The sequence below is a fragment of the Sphingobacterium sp. 1.A.5 genome, from assembly GCF_002734235.1.
Classification (GTDB): Bacteria; Bacteroidota; Bacteroidia; order Sphingobacteriales; family Sphingobacteriaceae; genus Sphingobacterium; species Sphingobacterium daejeonense.
In genome coordinates, this window is record NZ_PEBA01000019.1 from 1 (window position 1) to 15,399 (window position 15,399).

Annotated in this window: 11 protein-coding genes; 2 read left to right on the forward strand and 9 right to left on the reverse strand. The window is 36.6% G+C overall.

Features of this window, described 5'->3' with window-relative positions:
• Window positions 1-332 precede the first annotated feature (332 nt).
• Together trxA and CRT24_RS09910 are read right to left on the reverse strand one after the other, a co-directional pair.
• Complete coding sequence (gene trxA / locus CRT24_RS09905) at window positions 333-629, reverse strand: thioredoxin (protein ID WP_099371081.1); 297 nt, start codon at window positions 627-629, stop codon at window positions 333-335.
• Between the two features lie 36 nt (window positions 630-665).
• Window positions 666-1,511, reverse strand: a complete 846-nt coding sequence (locus CRT24_RS09910) for a glycoside hydrolase family 25 protein (protein WP_099371082.1) — start codon at window positions 1,509-1,511, stop codon at window positions 666-668.
• Window positions 1,512-1,560: 49 nt separating this feature from the next.
• On the opposite strand from CRT24_RS09910, the gene CRT24_RS09915 reads away from it, so the two are divergent.
• Entirely contained in the window at window positions 1,561-2,445 is an 885-nt protein-coding gene (locus tag CRT24_RS09915; protein ID WP_099371083.1) for a bestrophin family protein, read from the forward strand.
• 39 nt (window positions 2,446-2,484) lie between these two features.
• Here CRT24_RS09915 and CRT24_RS09920 read toward each other — a convergent pair whose 3' ends face one another.
• The 6 genes from CRT24_RS09920 to CRT24_RS09945 all read right to left on the reverse strand — a co-directional run bounded on the left by CRT24_RS09920 (window position 2,485) and on the right by CRT24_RS09945 (window position 10,297).
• Window positions 2,485-2,799, reverse strand: a complete 315-nt coding sequence (locus CRT24_RS09920) for a hypothetical protein (RefSeq protein ID WP_099371084.1) — start codon at window positions 2,797-2,799, stop codon at window positions 2,485-2,487.
• 9 nt (window positions 2,800-2,808) lie between these two features.
• A complete protein-coding gene (locus CRT24_RS09925; protein ID WP_099371085.1) occupies window positions 2,809-3,606 on the reverse strand; it encodes a hypothetical protein in 798 nt (265 codons plus the stop codon).
• Window positions 3,607-3,663: 57 nt separating this feature from the next.
• The gene (locus CRT24_RS09930) at window positions 3,664-5,052 is read right to left on the reverse strand and encodes a hypothetical protein (protein WP_257214015.1); all 1,389 of its coding nucleotides are present in this window, start codon (window positions 5,050-5,052) and stop codon (window positions 3,664-3,666) included.
• Between the two features lie 105 nt (window positions 5,053-5,157).
• Entirely contained in the window at window positions 5,158-8,553 is a 3,396-nt protein-coding gene (locus tag CRT24_RS09935) for a TonB-dependent receptor (protein WP_099371086.1), read from the reverse strand.
• 89 nt (window positions 8,554-8,642) lie between these two features.
• Window positions 8,643-9,611 (reverse strand): FecR family protein, encoded by a 969-nt coding sequence (locus CRT24_RS09940; RefSeq protein WP_099371087.1) that lies wholly within the window; start codon window positions 9,609-9,611, stop codon window positions 8,643-8,645.
• 152 nt (window positions 9,612-9,763) lie between these two features.
• On the reverse strand, window positions 9,764-10,297 hold the full coding sequence (locus CRT24_RS09945) for an RNA polymerase sigma factor (RefSeq protein WP_099371088.1): 534 nt from the start codon (window positions 10,295-10,297) through the stop codon (window positions 9,764-9,766).
• Window positions 10,298-11,189: 892 nt separating this feature from the next.
• On the opposite strand from CRT24_RS09945, the gene CRT24_RS09950 reads away from it, so the two are divergent.
• The gene (locus CRT24_RS09950; RefSeq protein ID WP_099371089.1) at window positions 11,190-12,497 is read left to right on the forward strand and encodes a S41 family peptidase; all 1,308 of its coding nucleotides are present in this window, start codon (window positions 11,190-11,192) and stop codon (window positions 12,495-12,497) included.
• A gap of 87 nt (window positions 12,498-12,584) precedes the next feature.
• Here the strand turns inward: CRT24_RS09950 and leuS are convergent, their stop codons facing one another.
• A complete protein-coding gene (gene leuS / locus CRT24_RS09955) occupies window positions 12,585-15,368 on the reverse strand; it encodes a leucine--tRNA ligase (protein WP_099371090.1) in 2,784 nt (927 codons plus the stop codon).
• Window positions 15,369-15,399 lie beyond the last annotated feature (31 nt).

Genomic DNA, 15,399 nt, shown 5'->3' on the forward strand with positions numbered 1-15,399 from the left:
GAAGAGCAGATTCCTATGGCATCCAAAATATGGAAATGCAGGGTGCAATGGCCATCTTCACGGTAAACTTGAAAAGAATCCTGAAATTGATCTAAAAAGGAGGAATATTACCTCAAAATCAATGGATTTGAGATTCTGAAAGCCTAAATAGCCACTCATGGTCGATTAAACCTTCAATAAAACCATTAAAAAACAAATTTTCAGAAATCCTTAGAACAAAAATGACCGAGTAAGATAAATCCTGTACTCAGTCATTTCTTTAAATCTCATTAAAAAGTTGAGACTTTTTCAGTGCCCTCAAGATTATACTGCGCCTTTTTTGTATTCATTAATTAAGAATGCGAATTTATAATTTTGAGGAGTTCATGTTTGGGTTGTAAGCCACTCTGTCTCCAAACCTGATTTCCATCCTTATATAGAATCAAAGTTGGTACTCCCTGAACATGAAATTTGGATGCTACCGCCTGATTCTTATCAATATCAATTTTGATAATTGAGAGTTTGTCTCCAAGTTCGTCTTTTACCTCTTTTAAAATCGGCGCCAACATTTGACATGGTCCACACCAAGCTGCCGAGAAGTCAACCAAAACCAATGAATTTTTCTGAATTATTTCGTTAAAAGATGCCATAATTAATTATTTAATGTTGGTGTCCTCACCAACTTCCTATTTCAAACAAATTTTCTCCAATTCCTCAATATCCCCATTAAAAAGGTTTAGGTCTACCGGACCTCTAATTCCCTTCACTGTCCCACGTTCAGAGAATTGCCAAAAATTCCAATGTTTTTTGGGACTTTCGACCCAGAAGTTATAATTAGCAATCCAAAGTGTATAATCAGCGAATTCTTTTTCAAGGAAATCAGCGAAATATTTGTCGCCTGAATATAAAACAGGGCGGACTTTAAAATGTTTTTCAACCTGAATCAACCAACGTTTGAGACCAGTCTTCAGACTATCCATAGATTGATTTCGTGGCATTTCTTCGATGTCTAATACTGGAGGAAGATCACCTGGTTCAAGTTTGACGGTTTTTATGAAGTTATTTGCCTGTTTAATAGAATTTTCATTTGGCCTAAAATAATGATAGGCTCCACGGAGCTTGTTCTTGTCTTTTACCTCTTTCCAATTAGACTTGAATTTAGAATCCTTGGCTTTTTCTCCCATTGTTGCACGGATAAAGATAAAGTCTACGGGGAATTCATCATTGATTGTCAATACTTCATCCCAAGAAATATTACCCTGATATTGGGAAACATCGATTCCAAATATTTTTTCCTGATGACGACGCATCAATTCAATATTCCGAATATCATATTTGCTGTTATCTTCAGCAATCATTTTATCTTTTTCGAACCACTTGATCATCAGATAAGATAATCCGGCACGATGCTGCCATGCGAAAATTGCAAGCACCATCAAACAAGGAATGGTAATGCTCCAAAACAGTAATTTTCTTTTAATCTCCTGTTCGGTGACTACTTTTTTCTTGACTGTTTTGCGCTTTTTTGTCATATTGCGTGAAATTAGGCTATTTAAGTTTGATAGTCAAAAAATTTTATCAATGATTGTTTATAATCCCAAAGATTGGTCGAAAACCATTTCTCATATTTTTACCAGTAAAATTTTCAAGAGGCTTCTACCCTATCTTATTATTTCCGTTTTGGTTTCTTGGGCATTAGCATATTATGAACTTGAATATTTAAAACTATCTGACAAAAGTTGGATGCGAAATATTACTACCGTCCATAATTTATTGGGATTTGTGCTTTCCTTGTTGTTGGTTTTTAGGACAAATACTGCATATGATCGATGGTGGGAAGCCAGGAAACAATGGGGTGCTTTGACCAATACGAGCAGAATCCTGGCGATTAAGCTGAATTCATTTTTGGATCCTGAGGATAAAGTGACCAGGAGCTTTTACAAGAAATCAATTCCACTATTTGCAGAAACTCTGTTCAATTATTTGCGTTCGGACTATACCAAGTTTATGTTAGATGAGAATGATCACCCTGAGCTTAAGGACCTGGATGACAAAAAACACGGACCAAACCAGGTTGCCTCGTTGATCTATAAAAAGACCAATCTGATTTATAAAGAAGGGAAAATCTCAGGAGATCAACTTATTGTATTGAACAAAGAACTCACAGCACTTACAGAGATAACAGGTGCTTGTGAAAGAATCAAGAATACGCCTATTCCCTTAGGATATAGTGCCTTTATCAAGACATTTATTGTATTGTATACAGCAACACTACCAATAGGATTGGTATTTTCGATGGGTTATTTTGTGGTGGCAGCCGTACCCTTTATATTTTATGTTTTAGCGACTTTGGAGATGATTGGCGAATCTATAGAAGATCCATTTGGGAAAGACTCTGATGATTTGCCGATAGACAAGATTGCGGCTAATATTAAGAAACATAGTAATGAATTGTTGATGGGCTAAAAAAACCGGAATTTCTCCCGGTTTTTTCACTCTTACCCATTAACTTATGAAACTATTGACCTGATTAACAATACCTTTAAATTTATCAGGTTGATTTTTCTTGAGTTTTAGTTTTCGGATTGGTTTAGAAAGCATAAGATGCCTTATGACTTTGGATTCGGCATGATATTCTTCAATTATCTTTTCGAGATTAGTAATGGTTTGTTGATAATTTTGATGTATTGCATTTAATTTTTCACAGTGTATATCTAAGGCGTCCATTTCAGAAAACATGGATTCATCAGAAAATATCTTCTCTATTTCCTGCATAATTAATATAAATTTTGCATGTTTTACTGAGTTGATCTTACGCATTTTTTAAATCTATTTAGACATATAATAATTTAACACAGGGGTAACATTATATCCTCGATCAGCATTGTTTAGGCCACTATTAGGATCTCTCCTAATACGCAGGGCTCCTCCTTCAGTTATTTGAAACATAAAAACTTTTTGATCTTCTGGGAATCCTCTAAAGGCATAAACTCTTGAACCGTTCACTAAAATATCTTCATATTTACTGTTTAGAAATTTAAAACGAACCAATTTGTCCATTTGAGGTCTTTTTATGAGAGTAAAATGCTCTGGGAAGGTATTTGTAATACCTGCGATTGTATCTACTGGATTTTTAGTATAATTTACTTCCTGTCCCCAAACAATTTCTCCTATTACGTCATAAACACCCAAATTTAGATTTCCATTTTCATCAGAGAACTGCTCATTTGACCCCATAACTTTCACAGCCACATATCCATCAGGAACTTCAACACCTTCGAGGGGATGTGGTCCTATGGTAATTGTTGAATCCTGTATATTATTAAAGAATAAAAAAACATTATTTTCACCTTTTTTATTTAGAATCTTCTTTTTGAAATTATACTTTTGATCAGGAAATTCAAGAGACAACTCGATTGAGTCCTTTTCTTCAAATGGTATTAAAAAATTACTAGAATTATATTTATTTCCATCAATAATTACTGCACTAGGAGAAATAACATCTCCTAAAATATCTATTTTAATAGTTGAGAATTCTTGGCTTTTATTTAAATATTCTCCCTTTTCACACGAAGAAATTATAATAAATAGAAGTATTAATAAAATATATTTGTATTCTTTTTTCATTTTAAAGTTGATTATTAGCGAGTTGCAAAGGCAACTCGCTATTTTTATTAATTGATATTAATAGGTTTTTGGGGCAAACTGTGTCCATGTATCAGTCCACAATGTTGACGATGATGGATTGAATGCTCCTTTATAAGTTGTCGAACCATCACCATATGCTGGAGAAGTAGACAATGGAATTAAATTAGCTGGTTCAAAAGTTGATGCAGTACTAGTTGTATAAAAAATATCATTACCACCTTCAAACTTTAAATAAACCGCAGCAGCGGTAGTAGATGATCCGCTTCCAGTAGCATTTCCTGTTCCCGGAACTGTACCATTGAATGGATTAGTATAAGCATGTACAACATTATTGCTAAATACAGAACCAGTAGTTGTGATGGATTCAAAGCTTGCACCAATATCATAACCTGCAATAATCGAATTGGTAATATTCATAGAAGAAGCTCTTCTCCAGCGGTTACCATATTTCAATTTCGATTTAGCAGTTGCTGGAGTTTGGATACCAATAAAAGTGAAGTTTTTCAATACTGGTCTTGTAGTTGGATCAGCTGGAAGGCCTTTACCATTATTGTCAGACTCAATTCCGTTAGAATCTGATTTACCGGTTCTATCCAAACTGTTAGTGGATTGAGGGTCTTTCAATGAAAGAGCGTATTGTATAGTACCAGAATATCCAAAGTCAAAATCATAATCGTCATCATCTGTAGAGATTGCTACGAGGTATTTAGCATTTACAGATCCACCGAAGAATTCAAATGCATCATCTCTACCCCAAGAAACCTGGATATTTTCCAATGTAGTGCCATTTCCTACCCCACCACAAGTCAATCCATTGATTTCATTGTCTTGGGAAAGATTGTAACCAGCAAATTCGATACGCACATACTTCATAACGCCAGAATTATCTGCGTCATTTTGACCACCATAATCTACATCTACATTCAATGGTTTTGGAATACCTTCGATCCTTGCCGTTCCTGGATTGATCATTGCATTTCCCAATAATACAACTCCACCAAAGTCACCGGTATTTCTTTCACCAGCTGCTTTATCGGAGGTAAATACAATCGGCTCAGTTGCAGTTCCTATTGCCATGATTTTAGCATTTTTTGGAACTACCAAGACTCCCTTGATATGATGAGTCTTATCGGTTTCTTCATCATAATAGGGTTTGGTTTCACCAGAGACAATAAATGTACCCTCTTGAATGGTCAGGGTTGTTCCAGGTTCAACAAAAGCAACGCCATTGATTTTCCAAACGGTATCATTTGAAAGATACAATTTAGTGATTAGGCCATTCTCGTCAACCGGAATGGTGGCATGTGGTTTGGCAGGTAATCCTGCAGTCATATCTCCCTTTGGAGACATCAATCTGTCTTTGTTACATCCAAATAACATGAATGCAGCCAATGCGAAAATGAACAATTTTTTTGTTGTGTTCATAACGATTCTTTATGGTTGCTGCTATATAAAATAGTGTACCAAACTGTATTCCTTAGCAGCTTTTCGGTTACAGTCCAGGTTTTTAATATTTATATTTTGCTCTGATTAAAAAGAATAAGTCAATGACAGGTTATATCGAACCCCTTCCCTGCTCTGATACAGTATAATATCTCCGTCTTTTTTGTTATATCTGACATCACCCTTGCTTTCTACGGTATTCCCTCTCTCCTTTTGGTCAGCTATTTCGCCGGGTGAGTAATATAAATTGTTGCGATAAAACCTGGTCCAGTCATTCAAGAGATTGGCTATATTAAATTTCATTTCGAGCTTTTTCTTGAGGAAGCGACCGTATAGCTGAAAGTCCAATTGCCTAGGAGCTAATTCGAATTCAACTCGACTCATATCTATATTGCCCAGGTTTGTTCTATAACCTCGATGATTATAATTAGCTGTAGCTCCAAATTTGTCGCCCCAATAACCAAATCCAAGATTTAGCAACCAAGGAGACTGGCCCATTAACGGTCGGTCCTGGCTTGGTACTCTTTGTTGCATACGGACTGCTGTTGTTTCTCCCGGGGGATTGATCCAATTATACGCCGACAAAGCATTCACATGTGATTTTAAAACAGTACCATTGGCATATATAAACAGGTTGTTGAGCCATGGTTTTTCCGATAGGAATCCAAAATTTTTCCTGATTTCCATTTCTAAGCCCATATTGGTGGCAGATTCCATATTGGCATATTTATAAAGATTTCTATACCTCTCACCCTGAACCAATTCAATTGGTTTGTCCAAATATTTATAATAGCCGGTTACTGATATAATTTCTCCGGGACCTGGATACCATTCCAAACGTATATCTGTATTTTCTACTATTGTTGAAACTACCTGCTCCCCTCCGATATAACCATTGATATCAAAAGAATAGAAAGCAAACATACCGGTCTCGCGGAAATCGGGGCGGATAGCCGTTCTGGAAAAAGAAGTTCGGAAATTGAAATTATCCGTTATCTGATAAGTTAGGTTAATGGATGGAAGGATACGGGTCTGTTTATCTCCAACAGTAAGTCTATAGGCGTATTTTGGATCATCTAATGCATCTGGTCCAAACAATGCGAGGATCTGCTGTTGTTGTCTGTTTTCCAAGTCAAAAAATTCCAATCTTGCCCCATATACTAATCGTAATTTATCCCATAACTTTTGATCCAACATGATATAGGCAGAATGATTATTCATGCCTCCTGAGGATATTCTTCCACCAGTATTCATTGCATAATAATAAGCTTGACCATTTCCATTACCGAGATTCTCGTGTTTCATCAATTCGGCATAATTTGTCATAATACGTGGTGCACTACGATTACTATTGGAAGGGTTTTCATCATAAGACCTTGTCGCAGGCAACATTTCCAGGACATCCAATGATCGGAACTTATTGACTCCCTGATATCCTATTTTCATTGTGTTCTCAAGAAAATCAGATATCTTAAACGATTTGGAAAATGATGCTGCCCAATTCAAATCCCTTTGGTTGATATTGGTCCACATTCTGTAATCGTATTTTTCAGTAACATTGGTGGATGCAGCGAACCTAAATAAATTTGGGTTTTGGAAATAATAGGTGTCTCCAATCTTGGTGGTTACATTATAGCGCATTCTTTTCTCATCCAAGATCTGCTGTTTGATTTTATTTATGGTAAACATGACATCAGATTTGATTCCCCATGGAAGTGAAACTTCAGTATTCAACTGATGCTGTTGCAGAGACATCGCCTCCGGTTGTTGATATTGCTCACGAATCAAATTGCTTGGATTATCAATTGGAGGTGTTAAATCACCATAATATAATCTGGTGATCTGGTTGAAATGGTCTGCATATGTTCGGGCATACATATTTTTCAATGATGCTTTAAATCTGGAAGTTTGATAGCCGACATTTGCGACTACACTCGAATTACTGTTGAAACGGTAAGATTGACCAGGCCCCCTTTTTCCAAATCCTACACTGTCCATAAAGTTTTGAAGTCCAATAGTTCCCCTAACATTATTAAATTCAACGATGTTTTGTTCATTTCTGAAATTTCCGCTCAATGAAAACCCAAACCTCGAATTATTGCGGAGGTCATATACCCTTCCCATCGTCATCCGAATATTCTGATTAGGATTAGCACCATATCTATAGGACTTAAATCCATCTGGATTGAGTTTTTTGCTTTGTTCAATAGCGTCAAGATCTTTATAGGTCAAATTATTATGGCGATAATTTAACATGAGATCTCTTGCTTTTTCATTGGTTTTTTCGCCTAAAGGAATTGCATCTTCTCTTATTGCTTCGGTATGGGTGTTCCAGACAAAAATATTTTTAGGTTGTTGTGCCGATTTGCTTGGTAATCCGAAATATTCTGAAGTACTGCGCTGCCCCAGTCGTAGGAAATCCTTACCTACTAACTGACTTGTAGTTCCCGATCCATATTGGAACAATGTAAAATTCGCATCAGGAATATCTAAGGTATTTATAGTGACCTGTCCTCCGGAAAACTCAGCTGAAAGCTCAGGACTTGCCGTCTTATTTACTACGACCGAGCTTACCATTTCTACGGGTATAATATCGAAAGCAAAATCGCGCTTAAATTGCGATGTACTTGGCAAAGGTATCCCATCCAACATTGCTTGATTATAACGGTCAGACATCCCCCTTACAATGACAGACCTGTTGTTTACAGTGGTTAAACCCGTAATTCTCTTCAGTACCTGTCCCACATCATTATCCGGCGTTCTAGCAATCTGTTCAGCTGATATACCGTCGGTAACTGTTACGGCATTCTTTTGGGCGGCATAGAGTCCTGCTGTGGAAGCCTTTTTGAAAGTAGTTTCTACCCTTACTTCCTCAATCTTTGAACTACGATCAATCATGGCAACATCCAATTTTGTTGATTCGCCAGCTTTGACCTCCACTGATGCTATTTCTTGAGTTTGTTTTGAGATATGGCTAACTTGAACTTTATATGTTCCGGTCGGTAAACTAAGCGCATAACTCCCGTCTACCGAAGATTCTACCTTATAATTCGTGCCCAACACATGGATATTAGCTTTGCTCAATGGCTTTCCCCAATTGTCCAATATCCTACCGATCAGACGTCCATGCTGCTGTTTCTTCCGTTCTAACAGGATATAGCCAGCAGTTTCTTTGAATGTTATGGTCGAATTCTTGAGCGTATAACTCAGGACTTCTTTAAGTGGTCTGTTAATAAAGTTTTTAGTTTTTTGAGATTGAGAAACCGATGCAATCAATTCTCGGTCATAGACTAATGGTATAAACTGTTCTTCGAGTTCATTTATCAATCCCAATAGACTAGGGGTTGGTTTTTCTTCCGTCACTTTAGTCTCCAGCAATTGTCCTTTACTGGGATTTGCAATCAGTGTACTACAGATATTTAGCAGTACTATAAATATGGATGTTCTCATGAACAATAATCTGATATGTAAATAATAATGCATAGATTTGCTTTTGTATTAAATTCTTTAATTAAATTTTTAGGATTAATAATTGTATTTTAGGTCAATGATGGCGGTCATTGACCTATTTTTTAATAAAAAATCAACAGCTCACCCTCCTTTCTATATTGGTTTTTATGTAGCTCAGCAATAGCTTTGAGTAAATCTTGAATCGGCTTATTTTTATCTATAGGAACCGTATATTTTTGGCTTAATATTTTCTTTGATTTGGTCGTTATCTGTATACCAAAATAATTGTTGATTTGTATGGCTAGTTCTTGAAAAGTCACTTGCTTTAGGAGCAATTGACCATAATCACGTTTATTAAATTGTATAATATCAAGATTCCCCAACTTAAATTCTTGAGAAGATCGGTTGACGATCAACTCTTCTGATCTCGAAACCTTACTCAATAGTTTATGACCTAATTTTACCTCGACTAATCCAGATCGAACGGAAACTTTCTGCTGATTAAGTTCTGGGTATGAACTAATCATGAATGAAGTTCCCAGAACCTTTGTATTCAGTTCACCTGCATTTACCGTAAAGATGGAGTTGCTATCACTTTTTACTTCGAAAAATACATCACCACGGATATGATCAATGTGGCGTTTACCATTATGAAATCCTGCGATGTCAACCTTAATCTTGGAATTCGGGTTCAGGGTTAGTATTGAACCATCGGGCAAATCAATCCGGATTCTTTCACCGATTTTACTGCTGAAAGTTCTGATCTCATTTTTGATTATTTTCGGTATGTTGGGACTATACTGGGCATGCTGGATAAAAATATAAAAACCCAAAAGAAAGATAATACATGCTGCTACCTTGAAAATAATATACTTAGGAGTGCTTATTTTTGAAACTGATACTGCTGTTGGCTTATTGTCAATATTTTTATTTAACGATTCTAATATCCTAGCTTTTGAGTCTGAATCTAAAGGGGGAACATCCTTATTTTCAAAGGAATGATACCAACTATCGAACAATTCAGACTCGCGTTGGGTAACTTCATTTTTCAGATATTGTCTTAATAATATATGTAAGATTTTTCTTTTCATTTCTTTATTGGCTTGTTCACTTATATATCTTGTGAAATGCCAATTTGTACTTCAAGAAAATGTTAAGAATAGATAAAAAATTTGTGAACTGATTTTATAAGTTACCTATTAGCGCAAAACTGATTTGAGAAATCATTATGATATCTAAATTCTCAGAATTCTCGTCTATTTTTCGTTTCAGTCTTCTTTTTGCTGTGGTGAGATTGTTCTTGACGGTCTGTTCTGAGAGTTGCAGTTTTTTTTGCAATACAGGGAATACTGTACTTTTCCCATCTCAGAAGGAGGATTTCTCGCATATTCTTAGACATTTTCTCGAGTTCCAACTCTACGATCCTTTCCAATGCCAAATAAGTCTTTAGGTAGTCCGGATTTTGTTCAGCATGATTTTTTAAGTGCTGCGCCAATTCGTCCAATTGCGTGGAATGTGTTTTCAATCTGTTGAAATGGTCAATGATTTTGTATTTAATAGCTGAATAGAGATATTTGTCCAAATCAATTTGGTCATTCAGGCTAGCGCGTCGATCCCAAAATTGAATAAAGAGTTCCTGCAAGATTTCCTCTGCTATTACAGTATCTTTCACTCGGACCAAAGCATGACGGTAAAGTTGGTCAGCATAGTGGTTATAAATATGGGTATAAGCATCCCGACTACCCTCCTCTCTCAATAATCTTAAAAAACTGTTCATATCTGGTTAAGTTTGGTGATCAAATATAATCATCTAAAATTAATCAATTGTTAAAAATAGTAACCAGTAGAATATTTAGATATGAGATGTGAGATGTGAGATTTGAGAATTTGGTACGACGCGCGTGACGGGCAACCGATTCCTGTTGGGTAATTATTATAAATATAAGGCCACACACCTCATACACCCCATTGGGCAATGTCATTAAGTTAAGGGAATTTAACTAACATGCCAAGGTGATGGCGTTGAGTTGGACGTGGTTCGCCGTGGTCGGTATCTTCACCGACCACTATTGTTTCTAAATCATAAAAATAGTTTCCTAATCTTGCGATTAGGAATGACAGACATGTTGTGTGAAAGGGGGCGATTTTTGGGGAAATTTAGGTGCGGCTCGCCGAACCTAAATTTCCCTAAAAATCGCCCTTATTATAAAAAAGAAGGTGTCATTCCTGAGCTTTAGCTCAGGAAACTATTTTTTGCTTTAAATGAATTTAGTTTATCGCAGAGCAAGAGTAATTTTCTATCATACAGCAATTTATACTGTCCCCCAATAGGGTTGAATAGTGAGGAATAGTCATTTCTATTATAGTTTCACCCCTACAGTCAATGTGATTAAACCAAGATTACCACATTTACGGATGGTTGGTGGAGACACCAACCATGGCGATATGGGGTGCTAACAATGGCGAAATACTGCCATCTGTGTAACATGATTGTTTAACCAAGGGTTCTAGAGCTATTGATGGTTGGTGGAGACACCAACCATGGCGGAATAGTTGATGGAGACACAAACCATGGCGATCTTTTCGATAGGTATGTTAATCTTATATTAAATTAAACTATCAAATTTAAGATTTAGGAAAATTTCAACTAATTCTTTTTAGCTTTAATCATGAAATTTTATGTGGCTATCCTGCTAATATTGAGTCTGTTATTTTCCTGTCAAAAGGAACCTGTCCATTATGACTCTGGTAGTAATGAAGCCATAAACCAATGGATATTGAAAAACATGGATGATTATTATTTCTGGAAGATTAATCAATCTGGTCATAATCTTTCTGATAATCCTATCCAATTCTTTCAGAACTTACTTCATAAGGATGATCACTATTCTGCAATCGTCCAAAACATGAACTTAGCCAGTTACAAAAACAATTTTGAAACCAGCTTTGGCTTTGATTTCATCCAGGTGAAAAGAGAAGGCTCAATCCAAGCAATTGTTACCTTGGTGGTTCCTGGATCACAGGCAGAGCAAATGGGAATTAAACGAGGAGATGTCCTCTTAAAGATCAATGATTTGAACTTAAATGCAGATATTTCGAGATCAGTTGAAAAAATATTAAATGGCAATTCACTAAATCTGATGAGAAAGGATGGAAAAGAATTTAAGATTGCTTCAGCTTATATCGCACAACCCGGAATTTATAAGGCTACAACAATTGAGGTTGATAACAAAAAATTGGGCTATGTCTACCTCAGTCACTTTAATTTTGATTCCGGATATGACCTGATCAGGGAAATCCAAAAGTTTAAAACCGAGCAGGTAAAAGATGTTATTCTGGACTTGCGCTATAATCCTGGAGGTCAAGTATCTTATGCTGCATTCTGTGCGCTACTCCTTGGAAATGTAAATCCTACTGATCGTTTTGTCAATATGGTAGGGAATAGTAAAGTTGGAAAAAAAGAATACAGTTTTATTGATGCTCTTTCTACCCAACCTGATGGATATTCATTTAAAGCAGAGGATATTAAATCAAAAAGTTTAAATCTTTCAAAAATCTATATTTTAAGTAGTAAGCAGTCGGCATCCGCATCCGAATTAATGATCAATAACCTCAAGCCTTATATGGATGTAATTCAGATTGGTGAATCCACTATGGGCAAAGATATGGCCAGCATCAACATTACTTCTGATAATGAAACGAGCGGCAATAGATATAAATGGATTATGTCTCCCCTTGTCTATCAACTATTCAACAGCAAAGGTGAAGGAAATTATAAAACGGGATTAAAGCCTCAGATAAACATTAATGAATTTTCAGCAGAGGAGCTCTATCCTTTTGGAGATATCAGGGATCCGCTAATTCAAGCTGCGGTCCATGGAGAAGTCAAACTGAAAGCTGGAACAAGGAAAGAACCAACTATTGAGGTGGTTTACAGGTCAAAAACTGCACTGCAGATGGTGGTAGATGAAATTTAACTTTATTTGTAAAATATTACATCTATTATACTAAAAAAGGCAAACCATTAGGTCTGCCTTTTTATATTTTAAAAATATTAATTAGTCTTAAATAACAATATTAATAATTTTTCCTTTTACAAAAATCACCTTTTTTACAGGTTTTCCATCCAACAGTCTCTGTACATCGGCATTATCATTCAATATTGCTTCTACAGCCTGTTGATCAAGGTCAAGAGCCAAAGGTAGGTTCATTTTCATCTTGCCGTTTATAGACACAGGATATGCGAATTCACTTTCTACTAAATATTCAGGTTTGAATTCTGGATAAGTAGCATAAGAAATAGATCCTGCAGGATTGCCCAATAATGACCAAAGTTCTTCAGTAATATGCGGTGCATAAGGTTCAAGGACAATCAATAGATCTTCCAAGATCTTGCGCTTATTTGTTTTAAGGTCAGTCAGCTCGTTTACACAGATCATAAATGCTGAAACGGAGGTGTTGAATGAAAATCTTTCGATATCATCTTCCACTTTTTTAATAATCTTGTGCAAAGCTTTATATTCTGCTTTCGATGGTTCTTCATCAGAAACACGGAAGTTGCCTTCGGCGTCATGAAATAATCTCCATACCTTACGTAAGAATTTATATATCCCTTCAATACCATTTGTGTTCCAAGGTTTTGCCTGTTCCAACGGGCCCAAGAACATTTCATAGAGACGAAGGGTATCTGCCCCATATTGTTCGATGATATCGTCAGGATTTACAACATTGAATTTAGATTTTGACATCTTTTCAACTTCAGTGCCACAGATGTATTTACCATTTTCAAGAATAAACTCGGCATCCTTATAATCGGGACGCGACTGTTTGAATTTCTCAAGGTCCAAAACATCGTTATGGACGATATTAACATCCACATGTAGTGGATAAACCTGATATTGATCCTTCAATCCATAAGACACAAATTGATTTGTTCCTTTCCCTTCGTTGTCGAGCACACGATACACAAAATTAGATCGACCTTGAATCATACCTTGGTTGATTAATTTCTTGAACGGTTCTTCTTCATTATGGAAACCTAGGTCCTTCAAGAACTTGTTCCAGAAGCGAGAGTACAGCAAGTGGCCTGTAGCGTGCTCAGAACCACCGATATATAGATCCACTGCTTTCCAATAATCTACAGCATCTTGGGATGCAAAATTACTTTGGTTTTTAGGGTCCATATAGCGGAACCAATACCATGAAGAACCTGCCCATCCTGGCATGGTGCTCAATTCATACTCGTATTGATCTTGATATTTCCAACCATCAGCACGGCCCAATGGTGGCTCGCCAGTTTCTGTTGGTAAGTATTTATCTACCTCAGGCAATAGCAAAGGCAGTTCTTCTTCTTTAATTAAATGGGGCAATCCATCTTTAAAGTATACCGGTACTGGTTCGCCCCAATACCTTTGTCTTCCAAAAATGGCATCACGCATCCTAAAATTGATTTTTGCTTTTCCTAATTTCAGGTTTTCCAGTCGCTCGATTAATGCAGGAACTGCTTCCTGGTAGGTCATACCATTGATGAAATCGGAATTGATATATTTTCCATCCTTATTCGGATCCGCTTCTTCTGAGATATCTTGAGAATCGGAAATAGGAATAATAGGAAGGTTAAAGTGTTTTGCAAATACGTAATCACGTTGGTCGCCTGAAGGTACTGCCATGACGGCTCCGGTGCCATATCCAGCTAATACATAATCAGCAATCCAGATTTGCACATCTTCTCCTGTCAATGGATGTTTGGCATAAGATCCTGTGAATGCGCCGGAGACAGTTTTAGTATCTGCCAATCTATCCAATTCGGATTTTTTAGAAGTTTTATCTATATAAGATTCAATTTCAGTTTTTTGACTATCTGTAGTTAAAGCAGATACTAGCTCATGTTCGGGTGCCAATACAACGAAACTAACACCATAGATTGTATCTACTCGTGTGGTGAATACTTCGATATTTTCGTTCAATTGTGGGACTGGAAATTTAACGCTAGCTCCTACTGATTTTCCGATCCAGTTTCTTTGCATTTCTACAAGAGGTTCTGGCCAATCGATGGTATCTAGGCCACGCAACAGTCGGTCAGCATAAGCTGTGATTCGCAAAGACCATTGCATCATTTTCTTTTGTTCCACCGGATATCCTCCGCGTTCAGATACACCATTGATGACCTCATCATTTGCAAGTACTGTACCTAGAGCTGCACACCAGTTGACCGTACTTTCTCTAAGAAACGCCAGTCTATATTTTAAGAGCTCGGTTTGTTTTTCGTTGTCCGAGAAATTTCTCCATTCTTCAGCGGAAAATGATAGAACATCATCATCAGATTCAGCATTGATACCTTCAGAGCCTGAAGTTTCAAATTTAGAGATCAAATTGGAGATAGGTTCAGCTTTGTCAGACTCTTTATTATACCATGCATCAAAAAGTTGCATAAAGATCCATTGGGTCCATTTGTAATATTCAGGATCAGAAGTACGCACTTCGCGGGACCAGTCATAAGAGAATCCAATATTATCAAGTTGTTCTCTATATCTATTGATATTTGCTTCCGTAGTAATTGCAGGGTGTTGTCCTGTTTGGATTGCATATTGTTCAGCAGGCAAACCAAAAGAGTCATACCCCATTGGGTGCAATACGTTAAAGCCTTTTAATCTTTTGTATCGTGAGAAAATATCGGAAGCAATATAGCCGAGCGGGTGACCAACATGCAGACCTGCCCCTGAAGGATACGGAAACATGTCCAAAACATAGTATTTTGGTTTTTCTGTTGATTCAGAAGTTTTGAAGGTCTGGTTGTCAGCCCAAAACTTTTGCCATTTTTGCTCGATAGATTGATGATTATAATCCATTATATATTGTAAATGTATTGTACAAAGAACT

What these genes read in the sequence shown, in the direction of transcription:
- trxA (WP_099371081.1), bottom strand. Translation starts at nt 629, where the DNA reads ATGGCATCTTTTAACGAAATAATTCAGAAAAATTCATTGGTTTTGGTT.
- CRT24_RS09910 (WP_099371082.1), bottom strand. Translation starts at nt 1,511, where the DNA reads ATGACAAAAAAGCGCAAAACAGTCAAGAAAAAAGTAGTCACCGAACAG.
- CRT24_RS09915 (WP_099371083.1), top strand. Translation starts at nt 1,561, where the DNA reads ATGATTGTTTATAATCCCAAAGATTGGTCGAAAACCATTTCTCATATT.
- CRT24_RS09920 (WP_099371084.1), bottom strand. Translation starts at nt 2,799, where the DNA reads ATGCGTAAGATCAACTCAGTAAAACATGCAAAATTTATATTAATTATG.
- CRT24_RS09925 (WP_099371085.1), bottom strand. Translation starts at nt 3,606, where the DNA reads ATGAAAAAAGAATACAAATATATTTTATTAATACTTCTATTTATTATA.
- CRT24_RS09930 (WP_257214015.1), bottom strand. Translation starts at nt 5,052, where the DNA reads ATGAACACAACAAAAAAATTGTTCATTTTCGCATTGGCTGCATTCATG.
- CRT24_RS09935 (WP_099371086.1), bottom strand. Translation starts at nt 8,553, where the DNA reads ATGCATTATTATTTACATATCAGATTATTGTTCATGAGAACATCCATA.
- CRT24_RS09940 (WP_099371087.1), bottom strand. Translation starts at nt 9,611, where the DNA reads ATGAAAAGAAAAATCTTACATATATTATTAAGACAATATCTGAAAAAT.
- CRT24_RS09945 (WP_099371088.1), bottom strand. Translation starts at nt 10,297, where the DNA reads ATGAACAGTTTTTTAAGATTATTGAGAGAGGAGGGTAGTCGGGATGCT.
- CRT24_RS09950 (WP_099371089.1), top strand. Translation starts at nt 11,190, where the DNA reads ATGAAATTTTATGTGGCTATCCTGCTAATATTGAGTCTGTTATTTTCC.
- leuS (WP_099371090.1), bottom strand. Translation starts at nt 15,368, where the DNA reads ATGGATTATAATCATCAATCTATCGAGCAAAAATGGCAAAAGTTTTGG.